Raw genomic sequence first — 17,258 nt, 5'->3', positions numbered from 1 at the left:
AAGCCACGGGACGTGACGATTAATATCAAAGATTACCCGTTATCGCGATGCCAGTCGGGTTAGTAAATCCGCTGCCAGTAGTTCCTGGACAACTTAGTGCGCCAGTGCTTTGAGTAATATTACATAGCGAGACCGTGCTGTTGCCACTATTGGCTATATAAGCGAATGTGTTTGCGGAATTAATCGTGATGCCAAAAGGTTGATTAAATCCACTACCTGTTGTTCCCAAACAGGTTAAGCCACCTGTGTTTTGATCAACGCTACAGAGAGTAACTTTGCTAGTGGCAATGTTACCTAAACTGTTACTAACGTATGCAAAATTTCCTAGAGGATTAAGCGTGATGCGATTAGGATGATCAAAATCTCCCGTATACTCAGAGCAAGAGGTAAAAACACCTGTATTTTGATTGATACTGCATACAGAAATATTATCACCAAACTCATTAACGATATAAGCAAAGGTACCTGTTGGATTCACTGTAATACCCCCAGGACCGTCAAATCCTTCCCCTGTTGGATGACAAGAAGTTAATTCACCCGTACTTTGATTAACGATACAATGAGATACGGTATCATTTCCACCATTTGTGACATAAGCTCTAGTACCTGCTGGATTGATGCCAATATCAATGGGACTTTGAAAGGAACCTCCTGTTGACCCCATACAAGTTAAGACTCCAGAGGTCTGATTGACACTACAAAGAGTAATACTCCCATTATTTTGATTCACTATATAAGCAAAGGTACCAGTTGGATTAATATGAATGGCACGAGGATTATTAAAGCCACTACCTGTTGTCCCCGGGCAAGTTAATTCGCCAGTAGTTTGATTGATATTGCAAAGAGATACAGTATTAGCTCCACTATTCGATACATAAGTATATAAAACCACGCACGTAATACTTATATCCGTCACGTCAGCCATAACATTTGAGCCAGAACCCTGACTTACGCTACATTTTAGGCCACTAGGTTGTTGTTGTACGGTAACATTGTAATCTCCGCCTGCTGCAACAGGTGTTGGAAATTGAAAAGAGGTTGCGCCAGCAGGTACCGATAAATTGTCGCCACCATTATTTAGGAGCACCAAGCCGTCCGCTGTTAATCCCGAAATGGAACCTCCAATTGTATACGTGGTTACACTACAGATAATGCTTATATTAGTCACATTAGCCATAACATTGGTACCTGTGGCATTATCGACCGTGCAGGTTAACCCAGTCGGTTGTTGCTGTATAGTTACATTGTAGCTTCCTCCTGCTGCAACAGGTGTTGGAAATTGAAAAGAGGTTGCGCCAGCAGGTACCGATAAATTGTCGCCGCCATTATTTTGCAGGATCAAGCCGTTGGCTGTTAATCCAGAAATAGAACCTCCAATTGTATACGTTGTTGCATTACAGGTAATGCTTATATTAGTCACATTAGCCATAATGTTTGTACCCGTACCATTGTCTACTGTACAGGTCAACCCAGTTGGTTGTTGCTGTAGGGTAACGTTGTAGTTTCCGCCTGCTGCAACAGGCGTTGAAAATTGAAAAGAGGTTGCGCCAGCAGGTACCAATAAATTATCACCGCCATTATTTTGGAGAACCAAGCCCTCAGTAGTTAATCCAGAAACAAAACCTCCAATTGTATACATAGTTGTATTACAGATAATGTTTATATTAGTCACATTAGCCATAATGTTTGTACCCGTACTGTTGTCAACTATACATGTCAACCCAGTTGGTTGTTGCTGTATGGTAACATTATAGTTTCCGCCTGCAGCAACAGGTGTTGAAAATTGAAAAGAGGTTGCGCCAGCAGGTACCAATAAATTATCACCGCCATTATTTTGGAGAATCAAGCCACTCGCTGTTAATCCAGAGATAGAACCTCCAATCGTATAGGTTGCGGCAACAACTTCCATGGTGACATAAGAAGTATTGGTTCGAGTACCAACAATAGGTATTGACGTAGGCGCATGGGTAGCACTACCAGGAAAAAACTTAAGTACACAACTATGTTGAGGTGGTAAAGTAACGCAATTAGATACATCTTGAGACACATCGGCCCAATCAGAAGGTAAGATGGCTCTAATATTAGCTGCTGTTACTCTTGTCGAGTTATTAAAAATAGTTACAGTAGCTGGCACATTAGAGCCAGCAGTCATTTGTATGATGCAATCACCCAGATGAGTTCTGCTAAGACAATTTTTATTAGGTATAATGGAGAGAGAAGCGTTAGCTTGCACTAGAATGACTAACCAACCTATTAAAATCATCATAAGTTGTGCGATTTTATTTTTATTCATTAAAAATATCCCTTTCCCTTTTAACAGACCCTACGTATCTTAGGGTGACTTTATCCGAAATTCTACTGCAACTAACAATCGCTTTTTCAAGAAATACCTCTGCGACATTAACCTCAACTTCGTGGCTTAGAAGTCGAGGTTAGATAAGAAATTTTTTAAACGGCAATTGGGGCTTTAATCGCAGGATGAGATTGATAATTCACAAATTCAAAATCATCAAAAACATAGTCAAACAGTGACTGAGGTTTGCGCTTCATCTTTAAAGTGGCCAAAGGTAATGGTTCTCTTGCTAATTGGGTGCGTGTTTGTTCCAAATGATTCAAATACAAATGACAGTCACCTCCTGTCCATATAAAATCACCTACTTGTAAATTGCATTGTTGTGCCACCATATGGGTGAGCAAGGAGTAAGAGGCGATATTAAAAGGCACTCCCAAAAATACATCCGCAGAACGTTGATACAACTGGCAAGAAAGAGTGTTATTGGCCACATAAAATTGAAATAAAGCATGGCAAGGCATGAGAGCCATTTGATCCAGCTCTCCTACATTCCAAGCACTGACAAGCAGGCGACGTGAATCTGGATTTGATTTAATGTGGTGTATCACTTCGCTAAGCTGATCAATCGTTCGACCGTCAGTTGTTGGCCAACTTCTCCATTGCTTACCATAAATAGGGCCTAAGTCTCCTTTGCTGTCAGCCCATTCATCCCATATAGAGACTCCGTTTTCATTTAAATAGGCAATATTCGTATTCCCACTTAAAAACCAGAGTAGTTCATGCACTATACTACGTGTATGAAGCTTCTTGGTAGTTAATAAAGGGAATCCTTGGCTTAAATCAAAACGCATTTGATAACCAAAGATCGATAAGGTTCCTGTTCCTGTTCGGTCTGATTTTCTTGTTCCGTTTTCTAAGATATGTTCTAACAAGTTCAAATAAATTTTCATCGTTTAATCCACCATAACCAAACTCCCAGTAGCAACATGGGAATAGATAAAATTTGCCCCATCGTCAACCATCCTAAGGCTATAAAGCCTAGTTGAGGATCCGGTTGTCGGAAAAATTCTGCAATGATGCGACATACTGCATAACCCATTAAAAAAACAGCAGACACTCGGCCAATAGGGCGAGGTTTGTTTGCATAAATCCATACAAGTAAAAACAAACATACTCCTTCCAACCCAAATTCATAAAGCTCTGAAGGATGGCGTGGCTGATTATCAACATGGCTGTAGACCATGCCCCAAGGCATGTCAGTTACTCGTCCCCAAAGCTCGCCATTAATAAAATTACCGATACGGCCCGCTCCTAAACCTATGGGAACTAATGGTGCAATAAAGTCACCAATTTCCCAGAATGGTTTGCCTTGTCGGTAAGCAAAAATCCAAAGTGCTACTACAACGCCAAGCAAACCGCCATGAAAAGACATTCCACCTTGCCAGATCTTAAATAATGACAAGGGATCGTGTACGAGTGTAGGGAAATCATAAAAAAGCATGTAACCTATACGACCACCAATAATTACCCCAAGAGCTGCATAAAAGATCAAATCGCTGATTTGTTCTGACGTCCAATCTAATTTATAGTGCTTTGTGCGCCAATGGGCTAATAACCAGGCGCTGACGAAGCCAATCAAATACATTAGCCCATACCAATGTACTTGTAATGGTCCTATTGAAAAAGCGACTGGATTGATATAGGGGAAAGTGAGCATATATTTTAGGTTCCTTTTTTATATGTATATTCTTACCATAATTAGTCGCTGACGAAAAATTGATTTTTACTCGCCTCGACATCCCGCGACTTGTGCGCAGGATCCATAGATCTTGATCTGTATCTGGAGTCTGAGCATAAAGCGCGTGGCGTTGGTGTGCATTTGTTGGTATAAAAATTTCTAATTAAGAAATTGCAGCGAGTATCGCTTAGATGAAGACGAATCCAGAAGCCAGATTTGGTGAGTACAACATTTCCTGGTTTCACTTGATTACACCCAACTCATAAAGACTTTCCAGCTCTGATTAGACTGCCTAATCCTACTTCTTCCAGGGATTTTTGCAAATGAAAACGTATTTGTGCGGGATGTTCAAATTCCAATACTTCTGCAAGTATTTTGCGTGCACTGGCAATAGCAAAATTACGAATGACCCACTTTACTCTTGGTAAACTGGAAGAGTTCATGCTTAAAGTATCAAATCCCATAGCAATTAACAAAATGACAGCTAATGGATCACTGGCCATCTCGCCACAAATACTTACTTCAACTCCTGCAGCATGACCCATGACCACCTTCAACTACTTTGAGTAAAACCCGCAACATTGCTGGATGCATGGCGTCATAAAGACCTGCGACGCGTGCATTATTTCTATCTACTGCTAAGAAATATTGAGTCAAGTCATTGCTGCCTACAGAGATAAAATCAACTCGTTTTGCAATTTCACGTGCTAAATAAGCAGCTGCGGGTACTTCAATCATCACCCCTAATTTAGGTTTTTCAATGACGCAACCTTCTTCCAATAATTCAGTAAAAGCTTGTTCAATAAGATAAGCAGCTTCCTCAACTTCACTTAAATTGGTGACCATGGGTAGCATGATACGCAAATTATTCAACTCTTCACTGGCACGCATCATGGCACGTACTTGTATTAGAAAAACATCAGGGTGATCTAAGGTAACTCGAATACCTCTCCATCCTAGGTAAGGATTATCTTCTTTTACTGGGAAATAGGGGAGTACTTTATCACCACCAATATCTAATGTCCGCATGGTTACAGGGCGTGGTGCAAAAGCTTTTAATGTTTGTCTGTAAATAATGGTTTGTTCGTCTTCCGAAGGGAAGTGATCGCGACTCATAAAAGGAACTTCTGAACGATATAAACCAACCCCCTCTGCTCCCACACTCATGGATAAACCAGCATCCATTGCTAAACCGGTATTGACTTGCAAAGAAACTTTATAGTTATCCGTAGTTTCTGCAGATTTATCTCGTAGGCTGATGAGACTTTGATTTAAAGCTTGTTCTTCTTGCTCAAGAAGCTTGAATTCTGCAAGCACAGATTTAGAAGGCGAAATATAAACTTGGCCGTAATATCCATCAACAACGATAGCGCGCTTAGAAATGAATTCTAATTTTAAACCACGCACTCCCATAACTGTAGGTACACCCAAAGCACGAGCTAAAATAGCCACATGTGAGTTATTAGAGCCTTTTGCTGATATCACTCCAGCCAGATAACCTTCAGGTACTTCTGCTAGTGCTGCAGCGGTGACTTCTTCACCAACGAGAATAGTCCTTTTAGGATAAACAATCTCTTCTTGTTGCGACCATTGTAATGCGGCCAAAACACGACGCCCCAAATCACGAAAATCACTGGCGCGCTCGCGTAAATAAGAGTCTTCCATATTCTCAAATTGAGCGATATGTTTTTTTATAACGGTAGCTAAAGCTGCTTGTGCTCCAATTTTATCTTTACGTATGACATGCTCTACTTCAACTCCTAAACTGTCTTTGTCAAGAATCCGCAAATAGACATCAAAAAGAGCATGTTCGTCTTCTGCAACAATCGCCTTCATACGTCTACTTAAACGATGCATATCCTCTCTGGTCGATTCAAGAGCTTCATAAAATGCTTTAATTTCTTCATCCAATGTTTCAACGGGATGAAGTGGTACTGCATCGATATCTGCCTGTGGATAAACAACTACTGCGGTACCTATCCCAATACCTGGCACGGAACCAATTCCAGTCAGAGCCGCTGAGCTTACTTCAACTTTGGTTACTCCTATGGGTTTGGGTAGCGTTAACTCTGCTAGTTCTCCTGTTGCTTCTGCATGAGCAATAATTCCGCCAAGTTGGGCAGCTAATGTAATTAAAAAGGACTCTTCAGTATCATCAAAATGACGTTGTTCTGTTTGCTGAACAATGAGAACGCCATAAAGTTTTCGATGCTGGATAATAGGTACACCTAAAAAGGCTTTGAGATGTTCTTCACCTAATAAAGGATTATGATAAAAATCGGGATGAGCTGGGGCATCTTCAATGTTAATTGGTTCTTCACGGCGTCCAACAAGCCCAACAAGTCCGCTATCTAATGAAATGCGTACACGAAACTGAGCCTGCTTGTTTAAACCTTCGGTAGCGATAAGTACGTATTCAGCATGTTTGGTATCGATAAGGTAAACGGAAGCAGCCTCTGCATTAATGGCTTTATTTATTTGTTGCACTAAAACACCAAGCGCTTCGGAGAGCTGCCTTGCTGCAGTGACTTCTTGAACTATCCGCTTAAGAACCTTGAGCATCTCTGCTTATGACTACCTCTTTTTTCGTTTGAGTCCGTAAGGTGTACGGCGATTTTTTATTTTTAATAAAGGCTCTAACTCTTTTAACGCCTGAATGTAAACTTGGCGTTTAAAAAAGATAACCTGTCCTTCGGGTTCATGAAAATCAACCCAACGCCAGCTGTCAAATTCAGGAGAGTCACTGAGGTCAAGTTTTACTTTTTGTTCACTGGCAATAAGCTTTAACAAAAACCATTTTTGTTTTTGTCCAACGACTAAGGGCTCACTGCCATGGCGTAGATATTGTTTGGGTAATCTGTATCTAAGCCAACGTTTCGTAGAGCCTATGACCTCAACATCTTCCTTATCTAATCCTACCTCTTCATGCAACTCCCTAAACATTGCTTCTAGTGATGTTTCACCAGCAGCTAACCCCCCTTGTGGAAATTGCCAAGCATCATGACCGCTTCTTCTTCCCCAAAAAACTCTGTTCTGTGAGTTGACAAGGATAATTCCTACATTCAGCCGATATCCGGCACGATCAATTACCATGATGTCATTATTTTCTATTAAACCGCTAATATAGGGATTCTTTCATAAACTACAAGACCTTGGCAATTAAATCTGTAATTATTATTTAAAAAAGGGTCTTATTATAAAAACTTTTTCACCTAATGTTCATGGTGAGCCAATTTTTTTATTGCCGCAGATGCAATATCATAATAAGAGTAAAGAATTGGAGTGAGTAATAGCTCTTTTAGTTATATAATTGGGGAAACATTCTAATTTACAATTATATGCGAAAGCGAATTTTAATTCTTAATACGGGTGGAACCATTAGTTGCATTAAAACTGAAAATGGTTACGAGCCGTCCTTGGGTTATGTGGCCTCAGCATTACAGCAGATTCCTTTGCTTCAACATAAAGACATGCCTGAATACATTATCAAGGAATACCAGCCGTTACTCGATTCATCAAATATGACCGTGCATGATTGGAATAGAATTGCTAAAGATATAGCAGATGATTATGATCATTTTGATGGGTTCGTTGTTTTTCATGGTACTGATACCATGGCTTACACCGCCTCTGCTTTATCATTTATGTTGGAGAATCTGGGAAAGCCTGTAATTCTTACTGGTTCTCAGATTCCTTTATCTGAAGTCCGTAATGATGCTATTGATAATGTCGTTACTTCTTTATGGTTATGTGCTCATCAGCCAATACCTGAGGTATGTATTTATTTTAATCAGCATTTGTTGCGTGGAAACCGAACACAAAAAATAAGCTCTCAAGGGTTTAAAGCGTTTAACTCTCCAAATTATCCTCATTTAGCATCAATAGGAATTGACATTAAAGTACATAAAAACCTTTTGCTAGAAAGACCACAAGAATCGTTTCATTTGCAAACCATTGCACCACAGTTTATTGCTAATTTTAGGTTATTTCCGGGTTTTGCTACGGATGTTTTAGCATACATATTAAATCAGCCTTTATGTGGTTTAATCTTAGAGACCTATGGGGCTGGGAATGCGCAAAATAATGATCCGCGTTTTTTAAAGCAACTTACCGATGCTTGCGCACGTGGAGTAATCATTATTAATTGTACTCAATGTCAACAAGGAGGAGTGGAGATGAGTCAATATGCTACGGGACATTCTTTAAAAAAAGCAGGATTGATTAGTGGCCATGATATGACTCCAGAGGCAGCTCATTGCAAGTTATTGTATTTATTAAGTAAGCGACTAGACATTTCAAAAATAAAGCAATTGATGGAAACAGAACTATGCGGTGAATTAACTTCATAGCCTGGATTTTACCCAGGCTATGTTTCTTGCTGTAATTAAAGCGAGAGTGATTCAGACACAACGGGCTTCTTAAGCGAAGCGATTTCTTCGAGTACATGTTTCATGCATACTTCTAATCGACCTCTACTCGGTTTTAGCGTGGGTGCTTTCACATTAGCTGTTGCAAAAAAAGAGAGGCTTACCGGAACGCTCGTAATGGGTTGGGCTTTACTACAAATTTCAGCATTTTCTCGTTGAATGGCATCTACTTCTCGAAGCACCAATTCTTGGCGCATTCCATCAAATTCATCGCCCTCTTTCACTCCTTTTAATAGTTCTTCACATTTTTTCAGATGTGCAAGCAAACAAGCTTCTTTGTGTTCTCTAACACTGACAGTAGAAGTTGCTCCAACAAGTGAAGAGACCGCCTTAACAATGTAACCTTCATCGGCAGGGTAAAAAATATTTTCACCAAAATAATATACGGCATGGGCACAAAGAATATTAAAGGGGTGTTTTAAGTTTTGTATATCATTAAGCGGAAAGGATACAGTTGCCTCATTAATCTTTCCCTCATTGAGCTTAAAGGATAAAGTTGAAATGGTATTATAAAATCGTTCCAAATTAGAATTCATTTCAGTTAAAGTTGTATTCAAATTTCCACGTGGATATTGATATTCTTTGCGTTTTCCTTCAACCTCTGCATCAATGTCTGTGATTGCTTTTTTTAAGGCAAGCAAACTTTGTAAATCAGTTTCTTTGGGGACAAAGTCATCAATTTGTCTTCTTAGTTTAAGAGTTAACTCTTTTTGCGCCTCAGAAAGCTCGGCATTTCTAAAACCGCCAAACCAACTTTGGTTTTTGGCACTAGAGTCTTCCATCGACTTGTCTAGGCATTGAAGCATTAATCTTTTAGCTGCTCTAATAAAAACGGTCATCGCTCTACTCCTTGAACTGCAATTTAGTTATCATACCTGTATTACCTATTTTTATTTTAGGTAGATTGTTTCATTGCATACCTGTTATTGTTTTTAACCTAGGAAATCATAATTTCATGAACTTACAAATTATTATTTTAGCTGCGGGCCAGGGTAAACGAATGTATTCCAATATCCCTAAAGTACTCCACCAGCTTGCTGGGAAGCCTATGCTGGTTCGGGTAGTGGAAACCGCACAGCAACTAAATCCTGATGTAATCCATGTCATATACGGTCATGGTGGTGAACAACTTAAGAACTCACTCCCTGACTTACCTGTGCATTGGGTATACCAAGCAGAACAATTAGGGACAGGGCATGCAGTTATGCAAGCCTTACCTTTTATTCCACCACAAACACAAGTTCTTGTTTTATCTGCTGATGTGCCGCTTATCCAAGAAAGTACCTTAAGAGCTTTAATTGAATGCAGCAATCCAGCAAATTCTTATCAATCCATTTTGACACTCTTGGTTGCTCATCTTGAAGAGCCCAGTGGTTTTGGGCGTATTATTAGAGACAATCAAGGTGAAGTTTCCATCATTGTAGAAGAAAAAGATGCAAATGAGCAAGAAAAGAATATAAAAGAAATTTATTCAGGGATTTGCTGTACAATTTCAGATGATTTAGAAAAATGGCTGCCCAAATTGAGCAATAATAATGCTCAAGGCGAATACTATTTGACAGAAATTATTGCCTTAGCTGTTGCCAGTCAAACACCTATTAGAACACTAAGTGCAAAAGATAATACAGAAATTCAAGGAGTCAATAACAGACTTCAATTACACGAATTAGAACGTATCTGGCAAACAAGAAAAGCGAAGGAGTTATTGCAACAAGGAGTAACAATTGTTGATGCAAATCGTTTTGACTTACGAGGAGAATTAATTTGTGGTAAAGATGTAACTATAGATGTCAATTGTGTATTTAGCGGCAAAGTAGTACTTGGTGATGGTTGTACTGTAGGATCTAATTGTGTTTTGACTGATGTAACTTTAGGAGCAGGATGTGAAGTTTACGCCAATAGTGTATTGGAAGGTTGTGATGTAGCAAATAATTGCATGATTGGTCCTTTTGCTCGTTTAAGAGCGGGAACACTATTGGCTGCCAATTGTAAGATAGGTAATTTTGTAGAAACAAAAAAAGCGATATTTGGTGAAGGATCAAAAGCCAGCCATTTAAGCTATTTGGGTGACGTTGAGTTAGGAAAGGAAGTTAATGTTGGTGCTGGCACTATTACGTGCAATTATGATGGTGTTAATAAGCACAAAACGATCATTGAGGATGGTGCCTTTATTGGCTCAGATACTCAATTAGTTGCTCCTGTAATAGTAGGTGCTCATGCAACTATTGGTGCTGGTAGTACCCTACGTAAAAATGCTCCTCCTGGGGAATTAACTTTAACGGAGTCAAAACAAAAAACCGTTTATGGTTGGAAACGACCTGTCAAAAAGGAGTAGGGTAAATACCTCTGAACAGAGGTTTTTTAATCATATTGTAAGGTAGGTACAGTTTTATTTTTCTCCATATGAGTACAAAACCATAAAATGAAGGGTAGAGAAATCAGCGTCATTAATAATTTATAGTGCCATACATTAGCCACTAAATTAATGATCTGATCATAAGGATAAATTCCACCAAATAATAAACTGTAATCAATGAAACACAATAAGGAATTTGCACAAATATTAGCAATTAAAATGCGAAGTGGGCGTTGTAAGGCCCACTTAGGTTGTTTTAAATGATGCAATAGCATCGCGTTACTTATAAAAGCGAGAAACAAGGTCAACGATGCAGTAGGCAGTCTTTTGAGCATGATGTAACTGTAAAAGGGATTCAAATGAAGGAATGTAGGGGATGGTAAGGCTACAATAATCATCAATAAGACATCAAATATAAATTGAGTGACGATAAGTACCAGACACAATTTTAAATTTACTCTATAGCCCCATAGCTCACCTAAAATGGTACTAATCACTAGGGTTATGGGAAAAAATAAAGAGCTTGCTGATATGATATTGTGTTTGCTGAACAGCGTAATTATTCTGTATTCGCAAGCTAAACAAATCAGCATGACAATGATTGCAAAACAAATAAGGTAATCGTATAAGGGCAATTTCTCGCTGCCTCGCTCGGGAATAAACGAGGTATTGTGATGTTTGAGTAAAAAAGTCAAATAAAAGACACCGATAATCAGCAATATGAGCGAGGCAATCATGAAGGAGTCAATAGAAATTTGTTTGAAACTAGGTAGATGGGTGCCAGAAAATAAAAGAAAAAAGTCCAAACCAAAAAAGCCTAAACCACCTAACATTGCTAACAGCATGCATTGCTTTGATGTAGGAAGTGTCTTACTGGATTTGGGATAAAACAGTAGATGCGGCAAATAAAAACTAAGTGCAAAAGCGGTAGTAGTCGCAAAGAATTTTTTTGGAATATCTTCAAAAATAATTTGGTACACTGGATTATTATGCATATATTCAGCAGCGGGTAAGTTTACGAGAACAAACACTCCAATACAAAATACATATACAGTCATTAACGAAATGTTTAAAAAATGCCTTTGTTCTTTAATAGTAAAGTTTCTTAAGGCCAATAAATATAATCCTGCAACTAATGGACAGATTAAACTATTTACGGAAAACATCAGTCCTTGTAGGAGAATAATTTTAAATGAGACATTAATTAATAAGATAAGAGAGGTGATGCCACTTACAGTCAAAAACAAAAAACCAGGGGAGTTCTGTACAGGCAACGATTGATTCATTTGTATAGGATTTCCATAAACTGTCCTGGCTTTTCTACGATAATGCTTTGCAATGAGCTAGTTCGTGCGCAAATATAACACTATAGTGTTTAATATGGCAAGCAATAAACGGCAGTTTAAGATAAGGTTTGTTGATTTTAGAAATGTTTGTTCAACAAATAATTACTTAATTTAACGTGAGTTCGATATAAAAAATAAAGTGATTTTTTATATCGAACTGATTTTATTTGAACTTATACAAAAGCATTTATTTTTAATAACCCACCGGAAAACTCCAATAATCTAGAGGCCCACCGATGGAGGGCCAATTCTCTAGAAATGATTAATTGTATTGTAATGACGGCACTTCATCTATTTTAGGTCCGTTATTTAGGTTTTTTCGTTGTTTGGTAGAAAATAAGCTATTAGTAGATATTAATGATAAAGGTTTTTGGGGAATCAACTGTTTTGCATCAGTCATTATTGGGGTGCGAGTTGTTTTTAGCTCCTCTACTGAAGGTAATGTTGTTGGTTTTTGTGAATTCGGTGGAAGTTCGATTACCTTATCTGTTTCATGTAGTCCAGCGTTTGAATTTACTTTGGCTAAGATAATTTCACGAGATACATCATTGCGTTCAAGCCAACGTTTAAACGCGGTAACAAAATTCCAAAAGTCCTCTTTTTTACTCAAAGATAAAAGAAATTCAGATAATTTTATGGGTAAACCAAAGCGATACCAAAGTAATTTAGGTAATGTATATTTAACCGTAGATGAGATTGGTTTAGCCCCTGTAGTCAAGGTTTGAATAGGTTTGGTGGACTCTATAATGTCTATAATATACAGTAAATCACTTCGTATTTCTGGCCAAAATTGTTTGATCACGGGATCATTGACGGCATTTTTAGGATTATGGAACATCTTGGGTAAAACAACCCTTGTGGCTTGCTTAAAAAATCCAGGTTGAGAGGGCTGTACTTTTTCTAAATCACTTTCCAGTACTTTAGTGAAAAATTTAAATAAAGTTGAAAGCGGTATAAAGGGTTTTGCACCTTCGGGAGGTTTAAAATCGATGGGTACTCTTTTCATTAAACCTGCAAAGACTACGTCAATAATAAATCGTTTCGTCCGGTCATACAAAAATAAGGGATCAATGGGAATGGCAACATCTTTTTGTGGTTTCACTAAGGGTAACGCCATATGAGACGCAACATTAATATGTAATAAAAGCAACAAATGTTGTAATGTTCTGTTATAGAGATAGGGCGGTATGCCCACAGTAGATTCCAGTGCATAGTTCATAAGCGCTGAGGTTCCAGTGTACGCTAATCCTAAAGACAGTATTGATTCTGGTTTCATGCCCTTATGTCGTTCACAACGTTCGGGTGTAGCCATATAGGTAATGTATTCACCATAGAAATAGATACCTAGTATCCATGCGATTTGCTTACCACCATACGGAAATTGACTAATTCCCCAAAGCACAAGATCATTTAAAGCTAATCCTATTGTTCCTCGCAGCGAACCTTTGAACTTGCGTTTAAAATTACAATCTTCTTCGATACAAAGTGTAGGAGGTGCTGGAAGAAGTGCTTTATGTTCGTTAAAAGCAGAAGGTGCTATTGAGTCGAGGACTAGAGTATGTGCGACTAATTTAGTTGCTTGTCTATAGTTATAGAGTTGAACGCCATAATTGACTAAAGATAAAGTAGATAAAAAAAGAGCATATGGTGCCAATAGCGAACCTTGCTCTTCGTTATAACCCTCACGAAAATAACTCTGAATCCCGTTATTGACATAATTGACTGCTACTACGGGGAGTACGTCGTGGAATACGACATTTCCCATTCCTTTAATAACCTTTTGCACGGATTCCATTGGGGGCGTCATTTCTTCTACGCGAGTTTTAAATGGAGCGATCAGAGCGGGAATTGCTTCCCGTAAAGCTAAGATCTGTTCGGTTACATAAAACGCTGTGTCTGCAGCATAGCTTACTACTTGCGTGATAGGCGCTTTACTCAAAGCCCAAGTTGCCCCATCACCAAATGATTTAGCTCCATTAACTATAGATGTCCACCAGCTCATACTCTTGCTCTCCCTGCAACTACGAAACCTCATTGTATGAGGAAAAAAAAAGAAATGCTAGTCTTTTCCTCATGAAGTACAGGAACATTACACTATGCTAGGCTTAGTGAACAATTATGATAAATTTTTATCTGGATATTCACAAAGATCTTGAATAACACACGTTTTACAATGAGGCTTTCGTGCAGTACATACATAACGCCCATGTAATACAAGCCAGTGATGTGCATTTTTTAAAAATTCAGGTGCTGTATTTTTTATTAAGTTTTTTTCCACTGCTAAAGGAGTTTTACCTTTAGCAATTCCCGTTCGATTAGCTACTCGAAATATATGAGTATCCACCGCTACAGTAGGTTGCCCAAAAGCAGTATTGAGTACAACATTAGCTGTTTTGCGACCTACGCCAGGTAATGCTTCTAATGCCTCGCGTTGATCAGGAACTTTTCCATGATGATTCTTGATCAACAATTCACATGTTTTCATAATGTTCTGTGCTTTGCTATTATATAGGCCAATAGATTTAATATATTCTTTAAGTTTTTCTAATCCCAAATCAAGGATGCCCTGAGGTGTATTGGCTACCTGGAACAATTTAACGGTTGCCTTATTTACTCCTACATCAGTTGCTTGCGCTGAAAGAATAACAGCAATTAATAACTCAAAAGGTGAATCATAAACTAACTCTGTAACTGGGTGTGGATTTTGCGTTTGGAAACGCAAAAAAATTTCACGACGTTGTTGTTTATTCATGAGTTTTTTTCGCTTTCACACGTGCTAAAGCTTGTTGAATATAATTTTGCTTGGCTTGTGTTTCTTGTGTTTTATCCTTTTTTATCGCTAATTGACGTTTTTCCCTATAAGCTTGTTGTTTTTCATGGTCTTCGCGTAACAAACGAGTTTGTTTGGCATGAAAACGGTTACGTGCTAAATCCTTATCATATTCTGCAGCGGGTAACGTCACCATCTCAATACAATCTACAGGACAAGGGGCAACACATAAACCACAGCCCGTACATTCATGGGTAATCACCGCATGCATTAATTTACCACTGCCCACTATTGCGTCTACAGGACATGCTTTGATGCATTTGGTACAGCCTATGCATTCCGCTTCACGAATGACTGCAATGGATGGGGGACGTGTATTTGTTTTTACCTCATCCAGATAAGGGGTAGGATCGATCTTCAATAAAGAGCCTAAGGCTGTAACTGTGGCAACCCCGCCTGGCGGACATTTATTAATCGTGGTTGTACCCTGAGCTAAAGCTTCAGCATAGGGTAAGCAACCCAAATAACCGCATTCGCCACATTGAGTTTGTGGCAAAAGTGCATCTATTTCTTTAACGGAAGCCATTACACACCTGTTTTTGATTGTTCCAGCATTGCTTGAATTTTTTCTTTTTCAACGCGAGTCATTAACGGTTGGAACGCATTGATTCGATGACTCAATAAAGGAGCATCGATTACTTCCCAAGTTAAGGGATTGCAATTTAAAAAGTCTTCTGCCGCTTTACTCATTAAAGGTAATACGGGTTTTAAGTACGTGATTAAAATGCGGAATAAATTAATACCCATCGTACAAATGTCTTGTACTTCGGATAAACGCCCTTCTTCTTTTGCTAATACCCAAGGTTTGTGGGTATCAATGTATTGATTGACTTTATCGGCACATTCCATGATGTGGCGAATAGCACGTGCGTAATCACGAGAAATAAATGACTCAACAATGTCGCCACGCACGTCGATGAGTTCTTTATATAATTGGGGTTCACTTAAGGAGCTGCTTAAGATATTGTCAAATCGCTTATTGATAAATCCTGCGCACCGACTCGCTATATTAACTACTTTACCCACGAGATCAGCATTAATTCTACTGATAAAATCATCAAAATTTAAGTCCAGATCATCTACACGACCATTAAGTTTGGCAGCAAAATAATAGCGCAAATATTCAGGGTGTAAATATTCAAGATAAGTACGTGCTTCAAGAAAAGTGCCACGTGATTTTGACATTTTCTGTCCATCAACAGTTAAGAAACCGTGTGTATAAACGGCAGTAGGCGTGCGATGGCCGCTTGCGGCAAGCATGGCAGGCCAAAATAAAGCATGAAAATAAACGATGTCTTTACCCACAAAATGGTACAGTTCCGTGGTAGAGTCTTTATCCCAAAATTCAGCGAATGAAATTCCATGCTCATCACAGAATTTTTTAAAGCTTGCCATATAGCCTATAGGCGCATCTAACCATACGTAAAAGTACTTATCAGTAGTTCCTGGAATAGGAAATCCGAAATAAGGCGCATCACGAGAAATATCCCATTGTTTTAAGCCTGCTGCAAACCATTCATCTAATTTATTGGCAACCTCTGTTTGCAAATGGCCGCTTCGCGTCCACTCCTTTAAAAGTTTTTCATAACGTGGTAAATCAAAGAAATAATGCTCTGAATCTTTTTCAATAGGTTTGGCACCAGAAATTGCAGAGACAGCATCAATGAGATCGGTTGGTGAGTAGGTAGCACCACAGGCTTCACAGTTATCTCCATATTGATCCTTAGCGCCGCATTTAGGACAAGTTCCTTTGACGTAACGATCCGGTAAAAACATTTCTTTCACTGGATCATAAGCCTGATGTATGATTCGTTTAATGATTGATCCATTTGCTTGCAGCTTTTCATAAATCGCTTCGGCTAAAGACTGATTTTCTGGCGAATGCGTGGTGTGATAACAGTCATAGTCTATGGCAAAGGCTTTGAAATCGCGTTCATGACTCAATTTTATTTCAGCGGTTAAGGCTTCTGGACTAATCCCCATTTGCTCTGCTTTCAACATAATTGGAGTGCCATGCGCATCATCCCCACAAATGCTAATGCACTCAATTTCAGACATTTTATGAGTACGAACCCAAATATCAGTTTGAATGTGTTCCACCAAATGTCCCAGATGTAAGTGTCCATTTGCATAAGGTAAAGCACTGGTAACCAGCATTTTGCGTTGTTTCATCAATTAAAGTACCCACTTGTATGAAAGATGGCTGATTATAACGCAAAAGAGAGGTAAATGCTGTAGTAAGGATATAGAATTGTAAACAGACTCTAG

12 protein-coding genes and 1 pseudogene are annotated in these 17,258 nt (G+C 38.8%); 2 read left to right on the top strand and 11 right to left on the bottom strand.

What is annotated here, in order from left to right:
* Window positions 1-25: 25 nt before the first annotated feature.
* From Lgra_RS05420 to Lgra_RS05400, 5 genes and pseudogenes are all read right to left on the bottom strand, one after another.
* Window positions 26-2,293 carry a beta-propeller fold lactonase family protein gene (locus tag Lgra_RS05420; protein ID WP_058498257.1) on the bottom strand — a complete coding sequence of 756 codons (2,268 nt, stop codon included), beginning with the start codon at window positions 2,291-2,293 and terminating at the stop codon, window positions 26-28.
* A 155-nt stretch (window positions 2,294-2,448) separates the two neighbouring features.
* Window positions 2,449-3,243: a thymidylate synthase gene (gene thyA / locus Lgra_RS05415; protein ID WP_058498256.1), complete on the bottom strand. Its 795-nt coding sequence runs from the start codon at window positions 3,241-3,243 to the stop codon at window positions 2,449-2,451.
* A complete protein-coding gene (gene lgt / locus Lgra_RS05410) occupies window positions 3,240-4,010 on the bottom strand; it encodes a prolipoprotein diacylglyceryl transferase (RefSeq protein WP_058498255.1) in 771 nt (256 codons plus the stop codon). Before lgt ends, thyA begins: the two co-directional genes overlap by 4 nt.
* 281 nt (window positions 4,011-4,291) lie before the next feature.
* A pseudogene (gene ptsP, locus Lgra_RS05405) lies at window positions 4,292-6,593 on the bottom strand (phosphoenolpyruvate--protein phosphotransferase).
* Window positions 6,594-6,605: 12 nt separating this feature from the next.
* Complete coding sequence (locus tag Lgra_RS05400) at window positions 6,606-7,124, bottom strand: RNA pyrophosphohydrolase (protein ID WP_058498254.1); 519 nt, start codon at window positions 7,122-7,124, stop codon at window positions 6,606-6,608.
* A gap of 245 nt (window positions 7,125-7,369) precedes the next feature.
* Here Lgra_RS05400 and ansA point away from each other — a divergent pair, with 245 nt between their 5' ends.
* Window positions 7,370-8,380, top strand: a complete 1,011-nt coding sequence (gene ansA, locus Lgra_RS05395; protein ID WP_058498253.1) for an asparaginase — start codon at window positions 7,370-7,372, stop codon at window positions 8,378-8,380.
* A gap of 35 nt (window positions 8,381-8,415) precedes the next feature.
* Here ansA and Lgra_RS05390 read toward each other — a convergent pair whose 3' ends face one another.
* Window positions 8,416-9,297 (bottom strand): hypothetical protein, encoded by an 882-nt coding sequence (locus Lgra_RS05390; RefSeq protein ID WP_058498252.1) that lies wholly within the window; start codon window positions 9,295-9,297, stop codon window positions 8,416-8,418.
* A 116-nt stretch (window positions 9,298-9,413) separates the two neighbouring features.
* On the opposite strand from Lgra_RS05390, the gene glmU reads away from it, so the two are divergent.
* Window positions 9,414-10,793 carry a bifunctional UDP-N-acetylglucosamine diphosphorylase/glucosamine-1-phosphate N-acetyltransferase GlmU gene (gene glmU / locus Lgra_RS05385; protein WP_058498251.1) on the top strand — a complete coding sequence of 460 codons (1,380 nt, stop codon included), beginning with the start codon at window positions 9,414-9,416 and terminating at the stop codon, window positions 10,791-10,793.
* 26 nt (window positions 10,794-10,819) lie between these two features.
* Here glmU and Lgra_RS05380 read toward each other — a convergent pair whose 3' ends face one another.
* From Lgra_RS05380 to metG, 5 genes are all read right to left on the bottom strand, one after another.
* Complete coding sequence (locus tag Lgra_RS05380) at window positions 10,820-12,100, bottom strand: VUT family protein (RefSeq protein WP_058498250.1); 1,281 nt, start codon at window positions 12,098-12,100, stop codon at window positions 10,820-10,822.
* 322 nt (window positions 12,101-12,422) lie between these two features.
* On the bottom strand, window positions 12,423-14,162 hold the full coding sequence (locus tag Lgra_RS05375; protein ID WP_058498249.1) for a hypothetical protein: 1,740 nt from the start codon (window positions 14,160-14,162) through the stop codon (window positions 12,423-12,425).
* Between the two features lie 114 nt (window positions 14,163-14,276).
* Window positions 14,277-14,912 (bottom strand): endonuclease III, encoded by a 636-nt coding sequence (gene nth, locus Lgra_RS05370; RefSeq protein ID WP_058498248.1) that lies wholly within the window; start codon window positions 14,910-14,912, stop codon window positions 14,277-14,279.
* A complete protein-coding gene (locus Lgra_RS05365) occupies window positions 14,905-15,516 on the bottom strand; it encodes an RnfABCDGE type electron transport complex subunit B (protein ID WP_058498247.1) in 612 nt (203 codons plus the stop codon). The genes nth and Lgra_RS05365 overlap by 8 nt, the downstream gene beginning before the upstream one ends.
* Window positions 15,516-17,147, bottom strand: coding sequence for a methionine--tRNA ligase (gene metG / locus Lgra_RS05360; RefSeq protein WP_238584389.1), 1,632 nt, complete (start codon window positions 17,145-17,147; stop codon window positions 15,516-15,518). Before metG ends, Lgra_RS05365 begins: the two co-directional genes overlap by 1 nt.
* Between the last annotated feature and the right edge of the window lie 111 nt (window positions 17,148-17,258).

Origin of the sequence: Legionella gratiana, from assembly GCF_001467695.1 — a bacterium.
Taxonomy (GTDB): Bacteria; Pseudomonadota; Gammaproteobacteria; order Legionellales; family Legionellaceae; genus Legionella; species Legionella gratiana.
This window is presented reverse-complemented; position numbering and strand designations above follow the sequence as displayed.